Origin of the sequence: Enterobacter sp. HG048 (assembly GCF_024702055.1) — a bacterium.
Taxonomy (GTDB): Bacteria; Pseudomonadota; Gammaproteobacteria; order Enterobacterales; family Enterobacteriaceae; genus Enterobacter; species Enterobacter dykesii.
In genome coordinates, this window is the sequence record NZ_JANLIZ010000004.1 from 285,700 (window position 1) to 304,896 (window position 19,197).

Genomic DNA, 19,197 nt, shown 5'->3' on the forward strand with positions numbered 1-19,197 from the left:
CCACGCCTGAGAAAACAGAGATGGAACAAGCGCATACCCGGTTAATCGCTCAACTGAATGAACGGATCGCCGCGCCTGACAACACGCCGCTGTACCTGAAATTTGCCGAAACGGTAAAAAACGCGGTGCGCAGCGGGGTGCTGGAGCACGGGAATATTTTGCCCGGCGAGCGCGATCTGAGCCAGTTAACCGGGGTGTCGCGCATCACCGTGCGAAAGGCGATGCAGGCGCTGGAGGAAGAGGGCGTGGTGACGCGTTCCCGTGGCTATGGCACGCAAATCAACAACATCTTTGAATATTCGCTGAAAGAGGCGCGCGGCTTTTCCCAGCAGGTGGTGCTGCGCGGCCAAAAACCTAATACGCTGTGGGTCAACAAGCGGGTAGTAAAGTGCCCGGAAGAGGTCGCAAACCATCTGTCGATCCCTCCGGAAAGTGAGGTCTTTTTGCTCAAGCGCATTCGCTATGTGGATGACGATGCGGTGTCGATTGAAGAGTCCTGGGTGCCGGTTGGGCTCATTCCCGATCCGGATGCGATTGGCATTTCTCTGTACGACTACTTCCGCAGTCAGAATATTTTCCCGCAGCGCACCCGTTCACGGGTTAGCGCCCGCATGCCGGACAGCGAGTTTCAGGCGCACACTAAGATGGACGAAAAAATACCGGTGCTGGTGATCAAGCAGGTCGCGCTTGACCAACAGCACCGGCCGATTGAGTACAGCATCAGCTACTGTCGTAGCGATCTATACGTCTTTGTGTGCGAGGAGTAGCGCCTCGCGAGTCGGGGCGCAGTCCCCGCCGCGGTGGCTGACTACCCAGGACGCCACGGCATTCCCCAGCAGAACGGCATCTGCCAGTGACCATCCCGCCGCCAGCCCGGCAAGCGTGCCGCCCGCGTGGCTGTCGCCAGCGCCAATGGTGTCCACAACCGTGGCTGGAAACGCCGGAACAACGCCCGAGGCGTCACCGTCATACCACGCGGCACCGTCTTTATCATGCCGCACAATCAGCGCGGCGCCGAAGCGATGCTGCCACTCTACACCCAGGTTTTCAGTCGCGACATCCAGTCTTTCAGCTGCGATCTCCGCTTCCTGACGATTAAGCGAGACGATCGGCCTGCAGGCCATAATCCGCGCCATCAGCGCGTCGGGAATATCCGCGATGCGTGGGCCGAAATCGATAAAGGCCGTCACGTCCTGCAACCCCTCCAGCCAGCGCGTCAGCAGCTCGCCGCACGACGAGGCGAGCTGATAGCCGGATAAATAGACCAGGCTGTTCGACGGGACGTTGAGCACATCAAGCCAGCGCTGCTGCCACTGGTTCTCCACGCCGCTAAAGGACATAAAGGTGCGCTCGCCGTCTGGCTCCACCAGCGCCAGGCACCAGCCGTTATCGCCGGTTTCGGCCTCGATGGCGCTGTGCAGATCCTGCTTCGCCATGGCGTTGCGGATAATATCCGCCCAGACGCCGTGACCGACGGGCAGGGCGTTTTGCGACGCAATGCCGAGCCGTTTCAGGGCGATGGCAATGTTCAGCGCGCAGCCGCCAATATTCACGCCCTGCTGTTTGAGCTCGATATCGCACCCGCGCCAGGGCAGGGCGTAGGCGTCGGCGATGACGTCAATCACCGCCGCGCCCAGCACCGTCACCGGGCGCGTGGCGTGCAGATTTTCGAGACGTTGGGCAAATGAATTCATACGCCCTCCCTTTGCTCCCGGTAGTGCAGCAGTTTCTTGCAGTAGTGGCCGAAATCGAGCCGGTTAACGGCGTCGAGCTCGGCTTTGAGCGCCGGGTCAATGGCCTGGACGCCGCGGAGCGCGCCGCAGATGGCCGTCGCCATTGCGCCAATGGTGTCGGTGTCGCCGCCCAGATTGGCGCATAAAATGGCGCAGCGGTTCGGGTCGGTTCCCGCCAGTTCGACCATCGCAATGGCCGCCGGAACGGACTCAATGGTGCTGGTTCCGGCCCCCACGAGCTGATACACCTGCTCGCTGGCGGACTCAATCCCGTTGGCTTCCCGCACGGTCTTAAGCGCCAGCTCAATACGTGCCGCCAGCGACGCGCTGAAGGTGGTGGTTTTCGCCTCCTGCGCATAGCGGGCGATACCCGGCAGCGCATCGACGATGTTCTGCCAGCTTTCGCCATCGATAGCGCGGGAAACCGCCCAGGCAATCACCACCGCGCCGGCAATGGCGAGGTCCGATTTATGGGTCGGGCTGGAGGCCAGCGCCACCTGCTCAACAAAGTGTTCCAGACGCGTAGCCGGAAGCAGGCAGCCCAGCGGGGAGGCGCGCATCGCCGCCCCGTTAGTCACGCCGTTGTTGTCCAGTTCGCTAACCGGCTTGCCGTCGCGAATCGCGTTAAGCGCGATTTTAGACGTCGGGCCGAGCACGTTCTTATTAAACGCGTCGAAATCCAGCGCCCAGTTCAGGATATGCTTGCCGATAACGTCCGCGTTAATCTCCCCGTCGCACTCAACGATCGCGTCCGCCAGGCACAGCGCCATTGAGGTATCGTCGGTGAACTCTGCCTGTTTGAAATAGCAGGCCGCATTATTCTCTGCCGGGCCGGGTAAAAAGCGGTCGATCCAGCCGAAGTGCGCTTTGACGCGCTTTCTCGGCCACAGCTCCGACGGCATGCCCATCGCATCCCCTAACGCCTGCCCGTAAAGGGCACCGAGAACACGTTCTTGTTTCATTTAACTTCCCCTTGTGTCAGCGCGGCATCGCCATCAACCACCGCAATGGCGGCGATCTCTTTATCCGATTCGCGGAAAAACAGCATAAACAGCACGGCAATCACGGCAATCATGATTGCACCAAACGTCCACATTCCGGCCCAGTTGAAGGTCAGCCCATTCACCGGCTCTTTGTATGCGAACATTTTTTCCATCATCACGCCGCCCAGGCGGTAACCAAGCAGGCTACCAAAGCCCTGACAGCACAGCGTAATCAGGCCCTGCGCGGCGGTACGCATATGCACCGGCGCTTTTTTGTCCACGTAAATGTACGCGGTGACGTAGTAGAAGTCGTAGCTCACGCCGTGCAGCAGAATGCCGAGGAACAGCAGGGCGTAGGTGAAGTATTGTTCCGCTCCGCCGTAAACAAAGAACCCGTAGCGGATGGCGGCGGTAATCAGACCCAGCAGTAAGACCTTCTTAATACCAAAGCGTTTGGTAAAGAACGGCAGGGCGAGCATAAAGAAGATTTCGGAGAACTGGCCAAGCGTCATCCAGCCGGTGGCGTTTTTCATCCCCACTTCGGTGAGATAGCCGTTGGCGAAGATGTAATAGAAGGCCAGCGGCATGGCGAACAGGAACGAGCAGAAGAAGAACACCAGGAAGTTTCTGTCGCGCAGCAGGATCAGCGCGTCCAGCCCCAGCATCACTTTGAAGTCCAGCTTGCCGGTACTTTTCGGCGGCGTATTCGGCAGGAACAGGGCAAAGACGCCGAGCAGGGCGGAGCTGGCTGCCGTCATCAGCAGCGGGATATTGGTGTCGGAAATATCGCTGTAGCCCAGCATCTGCGGCAGGAACCCGCACGCCAGCCCGGAGGCGATCCAGCCGATAGTGCCCATCACGCGGATACGCGGGAAATCAGCCTCGACGTCATCTACGTTCGCGAAGGCAATACTGTTGGTCAGCGCGATGGTCGGCATATAGGTCAGGGAGTAAACCAGCAGCAGCGGGAAGAAGGTGCTGAACTGGGTTTGCTGTGCGGCGAAGTACATCAGAATGGCTCCGGCGAACATCAGCACTGACAGCACTTTCTGCGCGGCGAAGAAGCGGTCCGTCAACGAGCCGACCAGAATCGGCGAGAGGATCGCGGCAATGGCGGTACAAGCGTAAGACCAGCCGATTTCCCCGGCGGTAAAACCGCTTTTGCTCAGCCACAGCCACAGCGGCACAAACCATGCGCCCCAGATAAACCATTCAACAAACATCATGAATGACAGTTGGACTTTCGTTTTCATTTTTTAATCCTGCATGTCAGAGAGGGTACGCCTTTAACATACCACTCAATAATACCTTTTAAATACCTTTGTGGCGATTGTTTGATCAATGTAACAGTTTTGTTGTACACGAATCGAGCCAGCAGATTGTGCTGAAAAAAAAAGCAAAGAGTGGAAAATCTGTTAAGTCGGTACCAGGCTTAGTCTGCCCATAAAAGATGGGACTGGATAAACACACACCGACACGACGTCGGACTTACGGGAGTATCACATGACTGATATTGCGCAGTTGCTTGGCAAAGACGCCGACAGCCTTTTACAGCATCGTTGTATGACCATTCCAGCCGACCAGCTGTATCTGCCTGGTCACGACTACGTTGACCGCGTGATGATCGATAACAACCGTCCGCCTGCGGTCCTGCGAAATATGCAGACGCTTTACAACACCGGGCGGCTCGGCGGCACCGGGTATCTCTCTATCCTACCGGTGGACCAGGGCGTTGAGCACTCTGCGGGCGCCTCTTTTGCGGCGAATCCGCTCTATTTCGATCCGAAGAACATTGTTGAGCTGGCGATTGAAGCGGGCTGTAACTGCGTGGCGTCTACCTACGGCGTGCTGGCCTCGGTTTCGCGTCGCTATGCTCACCGCATTCCGTTCCTCGTGAAGCTGAACCATAACGAAACTCTTAGCTACCCAACCGAATATGACCAGACCCTCTACGCCAGCGTCGAGCAGGCGTTCAACATGGGCGCGGTGGCGGTAGGGGCGACGATTTACTTCGGCTCCGAACAGTCCCGCCGTCAGATTGAAGAGATCTCTGCGGCGTTTGAGCGCGCGCACGAGCTGGGCATGGTCACCGTACTGTGGGCATATCTGCGCAACAACGCGTTCAAGAAAGACGGCGTGGATTACCACGTGTCTGCCGACCTGACCGGGCAGGCGAACCACCTGGCGGCGACCATCGGCGCGGATATCGTGAAGCAGAAAATGGCCGAGAATAACGGCGGCTATAAAGCGGTGAACTTTGGCTACACCGACGACCGCGTTTACAGCAAGCTGACCAGCGATAACCCGATCGACCTGGTGCGCTACCAGCTGGCGAACTGCTACATGGGCCGTGCGGGGCTGATCAACTCCGGCGGCGCGGCGGGCGGTGATACCGACCTGTCAGACGCGGTGCGTACGGCGGTGATCAACAAACGCGCGGGCGGCATGGGGTTGATCCTTGGCCGCAAGGCGTTTAAGAAATCGATGGCCGACGGCGTGAAGCTGATCAATGCGGTTCAGGACGTCTATCTGGACAGCAAAGTCACGATTGCCTGACGGCTCTATATCCCTCTCCCGGTGGGAGAGGGCATCATCGCGCACCGTGTGAAACATCAGCGCAAAAGCACGCAGTCCGGCGGTAGCCGACACTGCAGCGCACCGGGCAATACCTCAATGCGGAACTGCGTTCCGCTCAGCGGCTCTCCGTCGAGGTTAAAGGTCATCCCGTGGGGAGCATTCACTTCAAACCACGCGGATTTCCCGGCGATGATATTTGGACTCTCTTCCGGCTGCGTCAGCGTGGTAAACAGCGCGGGCAGCAGGCCGTCGCCCGTGAAAATACGCAGCTGAAGCTGTCCGTCATTAATCAGCGCCTCCGGGCAGAGCTGCTGTCCGCCGCCCGCCTGACGCCCGTTGCCGATGCCAATCACCAGCGCATCACCCTGCCACTGAAAATCCTCGCCGCGAATTTCGCATCGGTCAGGCTTGAGGGTGTCCATGCGCATCAGGCCGTGGATCAGGTATGACACGCCGCCCAGCGCCGCCTTCAGCTTTTCCGGCGTTTCGCTGGTGATGCGCGTGCCAAACCCGCCGGTCGCCATATTGATAAAGCAGGTTTTATCATTCACCTGTGCGATATCCACAGCGGTGGCCTTGCCGAGGATCGCCAGCTGAAGCGCCTTCTCCAGCTCTTCCGGGATCCCGGCGCTGGTGGCAAAATCATTGGCTGTGCCGAGCGGTAAAATGCCCATCACCGGCCGGTCTGCTGTGGGCAGGTTGATAAGCGCAGAGGCGATCTCATTGATGGTACCATCGCCGCCGCCGGAAATGATGGTGCTGACGCCAAGCCCGAGAGCTTCATTGATATAGCGTGCCGCGTCGCCTTTTTCCCACGTCACCCGAACGTGAATGCGCGCGCCATCGTCACGCAAACCTATGATGGCCTGACGCAGCAGATCGTTGCCCGCACTTTTGCCATTGAGAATCAATAAACTGTCTGGATAGGTTGCCATCCGCGCTGCTCCCTTTTTTAGCGTTAGTAAGAGTGTATAGCAGAGAGGAAAAAAGCGGGTAAGAACAGGATGAAAGGAACAAAATATGCCCGAAAGCGCGTTACACTCAAGCGATGATAGTAATGTAATCACAGGAAAGTGATGATGAATAAAATTTTGGTAAGCGCGTGCCTGATGGGCTTTAAGGTTCGTTATAACGGAAGTGAAAAAGCGCGAATGAACGAGCAGCTCATTCGCTGGCAGCAGGAACAGCGTCTGGTTATCCACTGCCCTGAACTTGCGGCCGGGCTGCCTGTACCTCGTCCTCCGGCAGAAATTATGTCCGCTGATGGCAAAGACGTAATGCGCGGGCAAGCCAGAATTAAGGAAAATACAGGGCAGGATGTGACTGAGCAGTATCAGCTTGCAGCCTGGCTCGCGCTACGCGCTGCTCAGGAGTCGGGGTGTAGCGCAGCGCTTTTAACCGATGGCAGCCCCACGTGCGGCAGTCAGTTTATTTATGACGGATCGTTTCGCGGGATCCATAAAGCGGGGAGGGGTGTTGCTGCATCGTTGCTCGCAGAGCATGGGATAGCCGTCTTCTCTGAGGGGCAAATCGACGAACTGATTGCCTGGGTTGAGGAGAGAGAAGGCAAAAAATAAGCCCGCGTAAGGGAGATTACGCAGGCTAAGGAGGTGGTTCCTGGTACAGCTAGCATTTATGGGTTATGTTTTTCAGCGGGGGGATAATACCCGTATTGAACGAAGCGGTATGTGATCCGATTCTAAGAATTATCCCAGCGCGAAAAAATTTCCCTGATTAACTATTTGCCGTGTGGGTTTCGGGTGCTTTCACCGTTGAAGTTACGCATCAGCAGCGCAAACTTCAGCTCCACCTCTTCCGGAACCGGCAGCCAGACGGTATGCCCGTCGCCCGGCGCCACGTCAATCGCTTCGCCTTTGCCGTTTTCCAGATGCTCCAGCGTGAAGTTCATGTTGCCCTGCGGGGTCATCAGCTCCAGGCTGTCGCCTTTGGTGAATTTGTTTTTCACCGCCACGGCCGCCAGCGCGCCTTTGCGCTCGCCGGTGAAGTCGCCGACAAACTGCTGGCGCTCGGAAACGGAGTAGCCGTGCTCGTAGTTCTGGTAGTCATCGTGAGTATGACGACGCAGGAAGCCTTCGGTATAGCCGCGGTGCGCCAGGCCTTCCAGAGTTTCCAGCAGGCTAGTATCGAACGGTTTACCGGCCGCCGCATCGTCGATGGCTTTGCGGTACACCTGCGCGGTACGCGCGCAGTAGTAATAGGATTTGGTGCGGCCTTCGATCTTCAGGGAGTGCACGCCCATCTGTGTCAGACGCTCAACGTGGGCGATGGCGCGCAGATCTTTCGAGTTCATGATGTAGGTGCCGTGCTCGTCTTCAAAGGCGGTCATGTACTCGCCCGGACGTTTGGCTTCTTCAATCATAAACACGCTGTCGGTTGGCGCACCGATGCCAAGCGTAGGCTCAACGTTGGTCACCGGAATAGGCTCGTGCTTGTGCACGATATTACCGACGTCATCCTCTTTGCCTTCCTGGACGTTATATTCCCAGCGGCAGGCGTTGGTGCAGGTGCCCTGGTTCGGGTCGCGCTTGTTGATATATCCGGAGAGAAGGCAGCGGCCGGAGTAGGCCATGCACAGCGCGCCGTGAACGAAGATTTCGATTTCCATATCCGGCACCTGGGTGCGGATCTCTTCAATCTCTTCCAGCGAAAGCTCGCGGGACAGGATGACGCGGGTCAACCCCATCTGCTTCCAGAACTTCACCGTCGCCCAGTTGACGGCGTTAGCCTGAACGGAGAGGTGAATATCCATCTCCGGGAAGTTCTCCCGAACCAGCATGATTAAACCCGGGTCCGACATGATCAGCGCGTCCGGCCCCATATCCACCACCGGCTTCAGGTCACGGATGAACGTTTTCAGCTTGGCGTTGTGCGGCGCGATGTTCACGACCACGTAGAATTTCTTGCCCAGGGCATGCGCTTCGTTGATGCCGAGCTGCAGGTTCTCGTGGTTGAATTCGTTGTTACGCACGCGCAGCGAGTAGCGGGGCTGGCCCGCATAAACGGCGTCGGCACCATAGGCGAAAGCGTAACGCATATTTTGCAGCGTTCCCGCCGGGGAAAGGAGTTCCGGTTTAAACATGTTTGTTCTCGTTCTGATGACAGGTCAGATCCGCGTGCACCAGGTGCAGCGGTAAGGGGAGATCCCCCACTTTAAGGGCGGGCATTGTAGCGCTGCGGGGCAGGGAGGTAAAGCGTCGAGTCGTATCACCGCCCATCCGGCGTGTACGCATATTTTTAGGTATTGTCTTTACCATCTAGCTTGAAAGACCGAGGTAATGCCGTTTCCCGCTTTCAGTACAAGCGTGGACTGAACGTCATTGCTTTTGCTTAATTCGAATCAGCCAGATACAGGAAAACTAACTGATATTGAGATCGTGTATAACTTTTGAGCGTCATCAAGTCGTCTGTTCAGGAACCTATCTGAATACGTAGCTTGATTAATGAAGAGAAAAAGACGGAATCTGTTTATGAACCGTTACCATTTGTCAGGGGAAAAGTATGGCGAGGCTGGATTTCTGTGAACTTGCTTCTGCAAGCGCAGATACTGCAGATAGCGACCAATTTGAGAAGTTCGCAAAAATATTCATGGAAAAAATTTTGGGAGGGATTGTAACTAAAGGCCCAAGCCGGGGGGCGGATGGTGGCATAGATATACGGGTTGAGTTTGATATTGCCGGACGTCGCATTGCCAAACTGGTTAGCTGCAAACACTACGCTCCGTCTAAAAAGTCCGTTGGCCGTAGTGATGAAGAAGACATTCAGGACAGACTTGCTGAATTTGAATGTGATGAGTTTGTTGGATTCTATTCCACCATTGCATCGTCCGGACTTGAGCAAAAACTGGAGCGACTGAAAGATAAAAAAGGGATTTTGTACCAGATTTATAATTCAGAGGATATTGAAACCTTGTTACTGGAAAATCACGCGGGCTTTCAGTTAGCAAAGCGTTTTTTTCCTCGTTCAGTACAAAATATATTACCACAATTTATTGCCCTACTGCCCACCTACACATCCTGTGATGCAGTGCGTCATTCTTCAGGTTGGATAGTCCCGGATGTTTATAGTGACTACGAGCCACGGGTCTACGCCTGTAATGCTAATTTAGCTGCACAGTATGCAAATGAGAAGGCGATGAATGATATCCATGAACCTATGTTCTTGCAGGCATGGAAAGATGCCGTCCATATGTTTTCAGATTATTTCGTTATTCCTGCTGCCGGTATTAACAGTGTAAGCAATATTAATGAATTACCACCGGACTGGGATACTTCAGACGATATAATAAATTTATCCGCCGGGAAACGATGGGCACTTTTGGCTATCTGGAGTTTTTTTGATGATAAAAAGGTTAATGCTATTTTGAAGAAAATGCATAAACATCCTTCTCAGCAAGATTTGAACGTTACTAGCTTCGCTTTCCTGGCGATGATAACTGGCACCGAGCGTCGCGATGTATTAGCGCGACTTTTTGCCTATGCTACACCTTTTCGTTCCTGGTAAGGCCACAGTTTTAATGTCTGGCGTCTCTGCCCCGCAGTGCTGCGGGGCAATATTCTCACATTATCCTGCACGCATCCGCTTCCCAGCGATACCCCACGCCGTACACCGCACGAATAAACGACTGCTCGGCGTCCAGCGCCTCCAGCTTGCGGCGCAGGTTTTTGATATGGCTGTCGATGGTGCGGTCGGTCACGACGCGGTAATCGTCATACAGGTGGTTCAGCAGTTGCTCGCGGGAGAACACTTTCCCCGGCTCGTGGGAGAGGGTTTTCAGCAGGCGGAACTCCGCAGGCGTCAGGTCCAGCAGCTTGCTGCGCCAGCTCGCCTGGAAGCGGCTTTCATCCACAATCAGCGGGCTTTCGGCGTCGAGCACCTGAAGCTCGCGCTGCGGCCTGCAGCGGCGCAGAATGGTTTTCACGCGGGCGACCACTTCACGCGGGCTGTAGGGCTTGCAGATGTAATCGTCCGCGCCAATTTCGAGCCCCAGCAGGCGGTCAATCTCTTCAATTTTTGCGGTGACCATGACGATCGGCACGTCGGAGAAGCGACGAATTTCCCGACACAGGGTCAGCCCGTCAACGCCTGGCAGCATTAAATCCAGCAGGATCAGATCCGGCGGGGTCTGGCGCACGTACGGCAGCACCTGGTCGCCGTGGCTGATTAGCGATGGAGCGTAGCTGGCCGCACGTAAATAGTCGATCAGCAGCTGTCCCAGCTTGGGTTCGTCTTCCACGATCAAAATGCGCGGCGTGTTTTCGTCAATCGGTAACTCGGTCATACTTCTCTCGATAAATCCCGTTCCAGAGGTAACTCTACTGTAATGCTAACCCCGCCAAAAGGCGAATGGGCGGCGCGGATCGTGCCATTATGCGCCTCGACGATGTTAACGCAAATCGCCAGCCCCAGGCCGGAGCCGCCGCTGGCGCGGTTGCGAGAACCTTCGGTACGGTAGAAACGTTCAAACAGCTTTTCCAGCTGCGCGTCCTGCACGCCGGGGGCGGAATCCGCGAAGGTGAGGGCAAAGCGCCCGTTTTCCTGCCTGCCTGAGATATGCAGGCCGCCGCCGCTGTCGGTGTAGCGCAGGCTGTTTTCCAGCAGGTTATTGAACAGCTGCATCAGCCGGTCTTTGTCGCCAAACACCACTGCGCTGTCCGGCAGGGAGAGGTCGATTTTCAGGTTGCGGCTGGCAAACCGCTCGCGGAACGCGCCGCTGATCACTTCCAGAATGTTAATTACGTCCACCGGCGCCTTCTGGTAGGCCAGCGCGCCTTCGTCGGACATGGAGAGCTGGTGGAGATCGTCCACCAACTTGGTGAGCGTACCCACCTCCGCCTGCAGAGAGGCCACCGATTCGGGCGTAAACTGGCGCACGCCGTCCTGAATGGCCTCCAGCTCGCCGCGCAGCACCGCCAGCGGCGTGCGCAGCTCGTGGGAAATATCGGCCATAAAGTCGCGGCGCATCTGCTGGTTTTTCTCCAGCGTGCTGGCGAGCTGGTTAAAGTCCTGCGCCAGCTTGCCCAGTTCGTCCTGGCTGCGGGTATCGACGCGGGTGGTGAAATCCCCGGCGGCGAGCTTGTGCGTGCCTTCCACCAGCCGTTTCACCGGAGCGAGCAGACCGCGCGCCAGCGGGAAGGTGGCGAGCGCGGCGAGCAGGGTGGAGAGGGCGACAATCAGCCAGCTTGTGCGGCGCTGCTGGCGGTCAAAGTTGATGTCGGTGTTGCGCGTAAGGCGCTCCACCGGAGAGGCGATAACCCAGCCGACTGTCGCGTTGTTGACTTTGATTGCACGACGGGTGCCGTCCGGCGGTATCGGCGCGCGCGGACCCACCAGCGTGCGCATGTCCTGATCAATTACCCAGAACTGGGTGCGCCAGCCGTGCGGCGGCATGCCAGGCCCCGGGCGATCGTCACCGGTATCGTGCTCCAGCGAGCGCAGGATCTGGAAAATAAAGCGGTCGTTATTGCGCAGAAAACGCCAGTTGCCATGCTGGGCGTACTGTTCACTCAGCGCATCGCTTAAGCCCTGTAAACGCTGTTCATTGCCATGCTTGATGTAATCAATAAAACCGCGCTCAAAGCTTATCCGCACTGCCCAGTGCATGGTGACCAGCAGGACGATACAGGTGGCAAATATCGCCACGAAGAGCTTGCCGGTAATGCCCGGACGCCAGAATTTCATGAATCACTCCTTTTGCCGCGCCTGATCACGACGTTCTTGCTGGTATCATCCGGCACTCTGGCGAAGATGAAAGCGGGCAGGGCGATGATGACCGCCATGCTGAGATAGGTATACAAAAAGACCTGATGCGCCACCGGCGTGTCGACGCTGAGATGGTGCTGGCCGTACATGCCGAGCAGCAGGCCGGCAATGGTGACGCCCACGCTCATTGAGAGCTGCATGATCATCGACAGCAGGCTATTGCCGCTGCTCGCCAGATCGTCCGGCAGGTCCTTCAGCGTCAGGGTATTCATCGACGAGAAGCGCATGGAGTTGACGATCCCCTGGCAGAACAGCACCAGCGGCAGGACGTAGTACCAGCCCATCAGCGCCACGGCCATAAACAGCAGGCTTACCAGCGCCAGCCCCAGCGTGGCGGTCACCAGCACGTGACGGTAGCCAAAGCGGTTCACCACCTGCACCACGATGCGCTTCATTCCCATGCTGCCGAGCACCATCGGGATCATCATCAGCCCCGCGTGGAACGGCGAAAATCCCATTCCGATTTGCAGGAAAACGGGCGTCATAAACGGCAGCATGCCGCTGCCGACGCGCCCGGCGAAGCTGCCGAACAGGCCAAGGCGATAGGTAGGGTTTTTAAACAAGTTCAGGCTGAACAGCGCCTTATCGTTACCTCTGGCATGCCGCAGATACCACAGAATGGCGGTGATGCCGATAACGACCAGCATCCCCAGCTTCAGGGTGGAAATCCCGAGCCCTTTTTGCCCGTCCAGCGCCAGGGTAAGCATTGCCATGCCCGCCGCCAGCAGGATAAAGCCAAAGAAATCAAAGCGCCGCGTCTGCATTTTGTAGTTTGGCATCAGCGTCAGGGTAGCGATGGCACCGATAATGCCAACAGGGAGATTGATTAAGAAGATCCAGTGCCAGGAGGCGTACTCCACCAGAATGCCGCCGAGCGCCGGACCCAGCAGCGGCCCCACCTGGCCGGGCAGGGTGACAAAAGTCATCGCCGCCATGTACTGCTCGCGCGGCACGATCTTCATCACCGTTAGCCGCCCGACGGGCACCATCATCGCCCCGCCGATGCCCTGCAGCACGCGCGCCATTACCAGTTGGTCGAGCATGTTGGCCTGGGCGCAAAACAGCGAGCCGGTGGTAAACAGCACGATGGCGGTAAAGAAGATATTCCGCACGCCCACTTTATCGGCCAGCCAGCCGCTGGCGGGCAGCATCACGGCCACCGTCAGCACGTATGAGACAATCACCATGTGCATATGCAGCGGGCTCTCCCCCAGGCTTTTCGCCATGGAGGGGAGGGCGGTGTTGACGATGGTCGTATCCAGCGACTGCATAAAGAAGCCGAAGGCGACTATCCATAATTGCCAGCGAACGTTGCTGGGAAGCTCGGTCATTTACCCGTTTACCGTTTCTCTGTTTTTACGCGAAAAGCGCAGCCGCAGGCGGTCGAAGAACAGATAGACCACCGGCGTGGTGTACAGCGTCAGCAGCTGGCTCATCACCAGGCCGCCGACGATAGTGATCCCCAGCGGCTGGCGCAGCTCTGAGCCGTCGCCGCCCGAGATAACCAGCGGTAGCGCGCCAAACAGCGCCGCCAGAGTGGTCATCATAATCGGACGAAAACGCAGCAGGCAGGCCTGGAAGATGGCCTCTTCCGGCGACAGATTGCCGTTGCGCTGGGCGTCCAGGGCGAAATCCACCATCATGATGGCGTTTTTCTTCACAATGCCGATCAACAGCATGATCCCGATGAGCGCGATCAGGCTGAACGGCGCGCCGAACAGCTCCAGCGCCAGCAGCGCCCCTACGCCCGCCGACGGCAGCGTCGAGAGAATGGTCAGCGGGTGAACGTAGCTCTCATACAGCACGCCCAGCACAATATAGACCGTGGCGATGGCGGCCAGAATCAAAATCACCTGCGAGTTCATCGTCTCCTGAAACACCTGCGCGGTGCCGGCAAAGCTGCCGCGCACGGTGGACGGCACGCCAAGCTGCGTCATCGCGCGGTCGATCGCGTCGCTGGCTTCAGAAAGCGACGAACCGGCGGGCAGGTTAAAGGAGATGGTCGACGCCGCCGACAGCCCCTGATGGTTCACCGACAGCGGCGCGTTGGCAGGCTGCCAGCTGGCAAAGTAGGAGAGCGGAATCGCCTTGCCGTCGTTGTTGATCACAAACATTTTGTCCAGAGCGCTGATGTCCTGGGTGTAGCGCGGATCGACTTCCATCACCACCTTGTACTGGTTCATCGGCTGGTAGATGGTGGAGATCTCGCGCTGGCCGAAGGCGTTATTCAGCAGGCTGTTGGCGGCTTCAACGTTAATGCCCAGCCGCGACATGGTTTCGCGGTCGTATGTCAGGGCCATCTCGGCGCCGTTGTCCTGCTGATCGGAGTTGACGTCCGCCAGCTCCGGCAGGGCGGCCAGCGCCTTGCGGATCTTCGGCTCCCACTCGCGCAGGGCGGCTAAATCGTCCGAGAGCAACGTGTACTGATAGCTGGCGTTCGCCTGTCGCCCACCGACGCGGATATCCTGAACGGCCATCAAAAACAGGTTTGCCCCCGGCTCTTTGGCGAGCTTCACCCGCAGGCGGTCAATCACCTGCTGGGCGGTCTCGTTGCGCTCGCCGCGCGGTTTCAGGGTAATAAACATCATCCCGCTGTTAACGCGTGATCCGCCGGTAAAGCCGGTGACGTTATCCACGGCTTTGTCTTCCCGAATGATCTTCATAAAGTCCTGCAGCTTGCCGCGCATCGCCTGGAACGAAATGCTCTGGTCCGCCTGAATCCCCCCCATCAGCACGCCGGTGTCCTGCTCCGGGAAGAAGGTTTTCGGGATGGTGATGTACATCCAGACGTTCAGCCCAATGGTGGCGATAAGCACCAGGCCGACCAGCCGGGTATGGTTCAGCACCCATTTCAGCGATTTGCCGTAGCCTTCCTGCATCGCCATCAGGAAGCGACCAAAGCCTTTGCGGCGCGGCTGCGAATGGGGTTTGCTGCGCTTGAGCATCCAGCCGCACATCATCGGCGTCAGCGTTAGGGAGATCGCCAGCGAAATGCCGATGGCGACGGAGAGGGTGACGGCAAACTCGCGCAGCAGCCTGCCCGGCAGCCCGCCCATCAGCAGCAGCGGCAGGAATACCGCCACCAGCGACAGGCTCATGGAGAGCACCGTAAAGCCCACCTCGCGCGTGCCCTGCAGCGCAGCCTGCAGCGGCTTCACGCCCGCTTCCAGATGGCGGGAAATGTTCTCCAGCACCACGATGGCGTCATCCACCACGAAGCCCGTCGCTATCGTCAGGGCCATCAGCGACAGGTTGTTGAGGCTAAACCCGCACAGATACATGGCGGCAAAGGTACCGATCAGCGATACCGGCACGGCCACTGCCGGGATAAGCGTCGCGCGGCCGGAGCGCAGGAACAGGAAGACCACCAGGATCACCAGCGCGACGGAGATAATCAGCGTTTGCTCGACCTCTTCCAGCGAGGCGCGAATGGTCGGGGAGCGATCCTGGGCAATTTGCAGATCGATTGCTGCCGGGATGGTCTCCTGCAGCTCCGGGAGGCGGGCGCGAATGCTGTTCACCGTCTCAATAATGTTCGCTTCCGGCAGCTTGCGGATCATCAGCAGAATGGCCGGTTTCGCATTGGTCATCCCGGCGTTACGCACGTCCTGCACCGAGTCGGTGACGCTGGCAACGTCGCTCAAGCGTACCGCCGCGCCGTTGTTGTAGTGAATAATGAGCGGCTGATATTCCGCGGCGGTTTTCAGCTCGTCGTTGGTGTGGATCTGCCAGCGGTGGCTGCTGTCCTCAATCGCCCCCTGCGGTTTACGCACGTTGGCGTTGCTGATGGCGGAGCGCACGTCGTCCAGCGACACGCCCTGGTTGAACAGCGCCTGCGGGTTTAGGCCGACGCGCACGGCGGGCAGGGAGCTCCCGCCGACGCTCACGTCACCGACGCCGTTAATTTGTGAGATTGTCTGCGCCAGCTGGGTAGACGCAAAGTCGTAAAGCTGCCCCTGAGAATACGTATCCGAGGTCAGCGTCAGAATCATGATCGGCGCATCGGACGGGTTGGCCTTGCGGTAGGTTGGGCGGCTCGGCATCCCGCTCGGCAGCAGGCTTTGCGCGGCGTTGATGGCGGCCTGCACGTCGCGCGCCGCGCCGTTAATGTCCCGGTCGAAGCTGAACTCCAGAATGATGCGCGTGCTGCCCAGCGAGCTGCTGGAAGTCATCTCGTTGACCCCCGCAATCCGCCCGAGCGAGCGCTCCAGCGGCGTGGCAACGGACGAGGCCATGGTTTCCGGCGAGGCGCCCGGCAGCGAGGCGCTGACCATAATCACCGGGAAATCCACCTGCGGCAGCGGCGCTACCGGCAGCAGCCGGAAGCCCAGCACGCCGCAGAGGGTAATGGCGAGCGAGATTAAAATCGTCGCCACCGGGCGATAAATGAAGAGGGCGAAGAACTTCACTTATGCCTCCTCTTCACGTTTCGGGAAGCGGCTTTTGGTCCACAGCGCCAGGCGGTCAAACAGCAGGTAGATCACCGGCGTGGTGAACAGCGTTAGCACCTGGCTCACCAGCAGACCGCCGACCATGCCGATACCCAGCGGACGGCGCAGCTCCGCGCCGACGCCGGTGCTGAGCATCAGCGGCAGCGCGCCCAGCAGGGCGGCCAGCGTGGTCATCAGAATAGGACGGAAACGCAGCAGGCAGGCCTGGAAAATCGCGTCGCGCGGCGACATGCCCTGCTCGCGCTCGGCGGCCAGGGCGAAGTCGATCATCATGATGGCGTTTTTCTTCACGATCCCGATAAGCAGGATAATGCCGATGATGGCAATGACGTCCAGCTCGCTGCCCGCCAGCATCAGCGCCAGCAGCGCTCCCACGCCCGCCGTCGGCAGGGTAGAGAGGATGGTGATCGGGTGGATAAAGCTTTCGTACAACACGCCGAGCACGATGTACATCGCGACCACGGCAGCGACAATCAGCCAGATGGTGTTACCCAGCGCGGCCTGAAACGCCAGCGTGCTGCCCTGGAACCGGGTCTGAATATCGGACGGGAAGCTGAGCTCTTTTTCAGCCGCCTGAATGGCCTCCACCGCTTCGCCGAGAGAATAATTGTCCGGCACGTTGAAGGAGATGGTAGTGGACGGGAACTGATCCAGATGGTTGATCGACAGCGGAGTATAGCGCTCTTCCACCGTGGCGATAGCGCTCAGCGGCACAATGCCGCCGTCTTTGCTGGTCAGGCGCACCGAGTCCAGCCCCGCCAGGCCAGGCGTGTTCTCCGTGTTGTGCTCCAGCACCACGCGATACTGGTTGGCCTGGGTGTAGATAGTGGAGATCAGGCGCTGACCGAAGGCGTTGTACAGGGCGTTATCCACGTCTGCCATGGTAATGCCGAGGCGGCTGGCGGTATCGCGGTTGACGTTAACGTACGCCGCCAGCCCTTTGTCCTGCCAGTCGCTGCTGACGTCGGCGAGCTGCGGCAGGGTGTTAAGTTTATTGACCAGCTGCGGCACCCAGGTGCTGAGGGCATCCAGCGTGGTCGCCTGTAGGGTGAACTGATACTGCGTGCGGCTGACCTGGGTATCAATGGTCAAATCCTGAATCGGCTGCAGGTAAAGCTCAACGCCCGGCACGCGCGCGACGGCGTTTTGCAGACGCTCAATGACGGCGTTGACGCGATCGTCGCGTTCATCCAGCGGCTTGAGGTTGATCTGCAGACGCGCGCTGTTGAGCGACGGGTTGGTGCCGTCGACGCCCACGTAGGAGGTCAGGCTCTCGACCGCCGGATCTTTCATGATGATTTCGGACACCTGCTGCTGGCGCTGGGCCATATTGGCAAAGGAGACCGACTGCGGGGCCTGAAGCGTTCCCTGAATAATGCCGTTGTCCTGAATCGGGAAGAAGCCTTTCGGAATGAAAATCCACAGCATCACGCTGAGCGCCAGGGTTCCCAGCGCCACGCCGAGGGTGGCCCACGGATGGTTCAGAACTTTCGCCAGCACGCGACCGTAGGCGGCAATAATCCGCTCGAACATGCGCTCGGAGGCGCGCGAGAAGCGGTTTTGCTTGCGCAGGGACTCGTGGCTAAGCATGCGGGCGCACATCATCGGCGTCAGGGTCAGCGACACCACGGCGGAGATCAAAATGGCGACCGCCAGCGTCACGGCAAACTCGCGGAACAGCCGCCCCACGATATCACCCATAAACAGCAGCGGGATCAGCACCGCAATCAGCGAGAAGGTCAGCGAGATAATGGTAAAGCCGATTTCGCCCGCGCCCTTCAGCGCGGCCGCCAGCGGTTTTTCGCCTTTCTCGATATAGCGTGAGATGTTCTCAATGACGACGATGGCGTCATCCACTACGAACCCGGTGGCGATGGTGAGCGCCATCAGCGTCAGGTTGTTAATCGAAAAGTCGAGGAACACCATCACCGCAAAGGTGCCGACCAGCGAGAGCGGTACGGCAACGGCGGGAATAATGGTTGCCGGAACGTTACGCAGGAACAGATAGATGATCATCACGACCAGCGCAATCGCCAGCATCAGCTCAAACTGGGTGTCGGTGACCGACGCGCGAATATTCGTGGTGCGGTCGGAAAGCACCTTCACGCTGACCGATTTCGGCAGGCTTTCGATCAGCTGCGGCAGCATGGCGCGGATGCTGTCGGCGGTTTCGATGATGTTAGCACCCGGCTGGCGCTGCACGTTCATCACGATCGCCTGCTGTTTGTTGGCCCATGCCCCCAGCCAGCTGTTTTCTGCGCCTTGTTCTACGGTCGCCACGTCGCCCAGACGCACCGGGGCGCCGTTCTGGTACGCAATAATCAGCTGACGGTACTCATCGGCGGACTGCATTTGATCGTTGGCAGAGAGCGTCACGGCGCGAGTGGGGCCGTCCAGCGAGCCCTTCGCCGAGTTGACGTTGGCGCTGCTGATGGCGGTACGGATGGTTTCGCTGGTGAGCCCCAGCGCGGCAATCGCCTGCGCGTTAAGCTTCACGCGCACGGCGGGACGCTGGCCGCCCGCCAGCGTGACGAGGCCGACGCCGGAAACCTGAGAAATCTTCTGCGCCACGCGCGTTTCCACCATGTCTTCAACCTGGGTCATCGGCATGGCGGAGGAGGTGACGGCAAGCGTCATGATCGGCGGATCCGCCGGGTTGACCTTGCTGTAGAC

The 19,197-nt window shown here is 58.5% G+C and carries 14 protein-coding genes; 4 read left to right on the forward strand and 10 right to left on the reverse strand.

What is annotated here, in order from left to right:
• The first annotated feature begins 20 nt into the window (after positions 1 to 20).
• Positions 21 to 767 carry a GntR family transcriptional regulator gene (locus NUX24_RS08275; protein ID WP_257830848.1) on the forward strand — a complete coding sequence of 249 codons (747 nt, stop codon included), beginning with the start codon at positions 21 to 23 and terminating at the stop codon, positions 765 to 767.
• Here NUX24_RS08275 and NUX24_RS08280 read toward each other — a convergent pair.
• From NUX24_RS08280 to NUX24_RS08290, 3 genes are read right to left on the reverse strand one after another with little or no spacing between them, the layout of a single operon-like run.
• Positions 741 to 1,694 (reverse strand): PfkB family carbohydrate kinase, encoded by a 954-nt coding sequence (locus tag NUX24_RS08280; protein ID WP_257830850.1) that lies wholly within the window; start codon positions 1,692 to 1,694, stop codon positions 741 to 743. The genes NUX24_RS08275 and NUX24_RS08280 overlap by 27 nt on opposite strands.
• Complete coding sequence (locus NUX24_RS08285) at positions 1,691 to 2,695, reverse strand: ADP-ribosylglycohydrolase family protein (protein WP_257830852.1); 1,005 nt, start codon at positions 2,693 to 2,695, stop codon at positions 1,691 to 1,693. Before NUX24_RS08285 ends, NUX24_RS08280 begins: the two co-directional genes overlap by 4 nt.
• Positions 2,692 to 3,969 (reverse strand): nucleoside permease, encoded by a 1,278-nt coding sequence (locus tag NUX24_RS08290; protein ID WP_033145997.1) that lies wholly within the window; start codon positions 3,967 to 3,969, stop codon positions 2,692 to 2,694. The genes NUX24_RS08285 and NUX24_RS08290 overlap by 4 nt, the downstream gene beginning before the upstream one ends.
• Before the next feature lie 250 nt (positions 3,970 to 4,219).
• Here NUX24_RS08290 and fbaB point away from each other — a divergent pair, with 250 nt between their 5' ends.
• Entirely contained in the window at positions 4,220 to 5,272 is a 1,053-nt protein-coding gene (gene fbaB / locus NUX24_RS08295) for a class I fructose-bisphosphate aldolase (RefSeq protein ID WP_023312424.1), read from the forward strand.
• 56 nt (positions 5,273 to 5,328) lie between these two features.
• Here fbaB and yegS read toward each other — a convergent pair whose 3' ends face one another.
• The gene (gene yegS, locus NUX24_RS08300; protein WP_193806234.1) at positions 5,329 to 6,228 is read right to left on the reverse strand and encodes a lipid kinase YegS; all 900 of its coding nucleotides are present in this window, start codon (positions 6,226 to 6,228) and stop codon (positions 5,329 to 5,331) included.
• Between the two features lie 141 nt (positions 6,229 to 6,369).
• On the opposite strand from yegS, the gene NUX24_RS08305 reads away from it, so the two are divergent.
• Positions 6,370 to 6,870: a DUF523 domain-containing protein gene (locus tag NUX24_RS08305; RefSeq protein ID WP_257830856.1), complete on the forward strand. Its 501-nt coding sequence runs from the start codon at positions 6,370 to 6,372 to the stop codon at positions 6,868 to 6,870.
• 161 nt (positions 6,871 to 7,031) lie between these two features.
• On the opposite strand, the gene yegQ is transcribed toward NUX24_RS08305, so the two are convergent.
• Positions 7,032 to 8,393, reverse strand: a complete 1,362-nt coding sequence (gene yegQ, locus NUX24_RS08310; protein WP_023312421.1) for a tRNA 5-hydroxyuridine modification protein YegQ — start codon at positions 8,391 to 8,393, stop codon at positions 7,032 to 7,034.
• A 419-nt stretch (positions 8,394 to 8,812) separates the two neighbouring features.
• Here yegQ and NUX24_RS08315 point away from each other — a divergent pair, with 419 nt between their 5' ends.
• Positions 8,813 to 9,814: a restriction endonuclease gene (locus NUX24_RS08315; RefSeq protein ID WP_257830858.1), complete on the forward strand. Its 1,002-nt coding sequence runs from the start codon at positions 8,813 to 8,815 to the stop codon at positions 9,812 to 9,814.
• Between the two features lie 55 nt (positions 9,815 to 9,869).
• Here NUX24_RS08315 and baeR read toward each other — a convergent pair whose 3' ends face one another.
• The 5 genes from baeR to NUX24_RS08340 all read right to left on the reverse strand — a co-directional run.
• Complete coding sequence (baeR, locus tag NUX24_RS08320) at positions 9,870 to 10,592, reverse strand: two-component system response regulator BaeR (protein ID WP_023312418.1); 723 nt, start codon at positions 10,590 to 10,592, stop codon at positions 9,870 to 9,872.
• Complete coding sequence (gene baeS / locus NUX24_RS08325) at positions 10,589 to 11,992, reverse strand: two-component system sensor histidine kinase BaeS (RefSeq protein ID WP_126330720.1); 1,404 nt, start codon at positions 11,990 to 11,992, stop codon at positions 10,589 to 10,591. The genes baeR and baeS overlap by 4 nt, the downstream gene beginning before the upstream one ends.
• Positions 11,989 to 13,404, reverse strand: coding sequence for an MFS transporter (locus NUX24_RS08330; RefSeq protein WP_257830862.1), 1,416 nt, complete (start codon positions 13,402 to 13,404; stop codon positions 11,989 to 11,991). Before NUX24_RS08330 ends, baeS begins: the two co-directional genes overlap by 4 nt.
• The gene (gene mdtC / locus NUX24_RS08335; protein ID WP_257830864.1) at positions 13,405 to 16,482 is read right to left on the reverse strand and encodes a multidrug efflux RND transporter permease subunit MdtC; all 3,078 of its coding nucleotides are present in this window, start codon (positions 16,480 to 16,482) and stop codon (positions 13,405 to 13,407) included.
• Positions 16,483 to 19,197 (reverse strand): MdtB/MuxB family multidrug efflux RND transporter permease subunit (locus NUX24_RS08340; protein ID WP_257830866.1); only part of this gene is annotated, 2,715 nt, incomplete at its 5' end.

What these genes read in the sequence shown, in the direction of transcription:
- NUX24_RS08275 (WP_257830848.1), top strand. Translation starts at nt 21, where the DNA reads ATGGAACAAGCGCATACCCGGTTAATCGCTCAACTGAATGAACGGATC.
- NUX24_RS08280 (WP_257830850.1), bottom strand. Translation starts at nt 1,694, where the DNA reads ATGAATTCATTTGCCCAACGTCTCGAAAATCTGCACGCCACGCGCCCG.
- NUX24_RS08285 (WP_257830852.1), bottom strand. Translation starts at nt 2,695, where the DNA reads ATGAAACAAGAACGTGTTCTCGGTGCCCTTTACGGGCAGGCGTTAGGG.
- NUX24_RS08290 (WP_033145997.1), bottom strand. Translation starts at nt 3,969, where the DNA reads ATGAAAACGAAAGTCCAACTGTCATTCATGATGTTTGTTGAATGGTTT.
- fbaB (WP_023312424.1), top strand. Translation starts at nt 4,220, where the DNA reads ATGACTGATATTGCGCAGTTGCTTGGCAAAGACGCCGACAGCCTTTTA.
- yegS (WP_193806234.1), bottom strand. Translation starts at nt 6,228, where the DNA reads ATGGCAACCTATCCAGACAGTTTATTGATTCTCAATGGCAAAAGTGCG.
- NUX24_RS08305 (WP_257830856.1), top strand. Translation starts at nt 6,370, where the DNA reads ATGATGAATAAAATTTTGGTAAGCGCGTGCCTGATGGGCTTTAAGGTT.
- yegQ (WP_023312421.1), bottom strand. Translation starts at nt 8,393, where the DNA reads ATGTTTAAACCGGAACTCCTTTCCCCGGCGGGAACGCTGCAAAATATG.
- NUX24_RS08315 (WP_257830858.1), top strand. Translation starts at nt 8,813, where the DNA reads ATGGCGAGGCTGGATTTCTGTGAACTTGCTTCTGCAAGCGCAGATACT.
- baeR (WP_023312418.1), bottom strand. Translation starts at nt 10,592, where the DNA reads ATGACCGAGTTACCGATTGACGAAAACACGCCGCGCATTTTGATCGTG.
- baeS (WP_126330720.1), bottom strand. Translation starts at nt 11,992, where the DNA reads ATGAAATTCTGGCGTCCGGGCATTACCGGCAAGCTCTTCGTGGCGATA.
- NUX24_RS08330 (WP_257830862.1), bottom strand. Translation starts at nt 13,404, where the DNA reads ATGACCGAGCTTCCCAGCAACGTTCGCTGGCAATTATGGATAGTCGCC.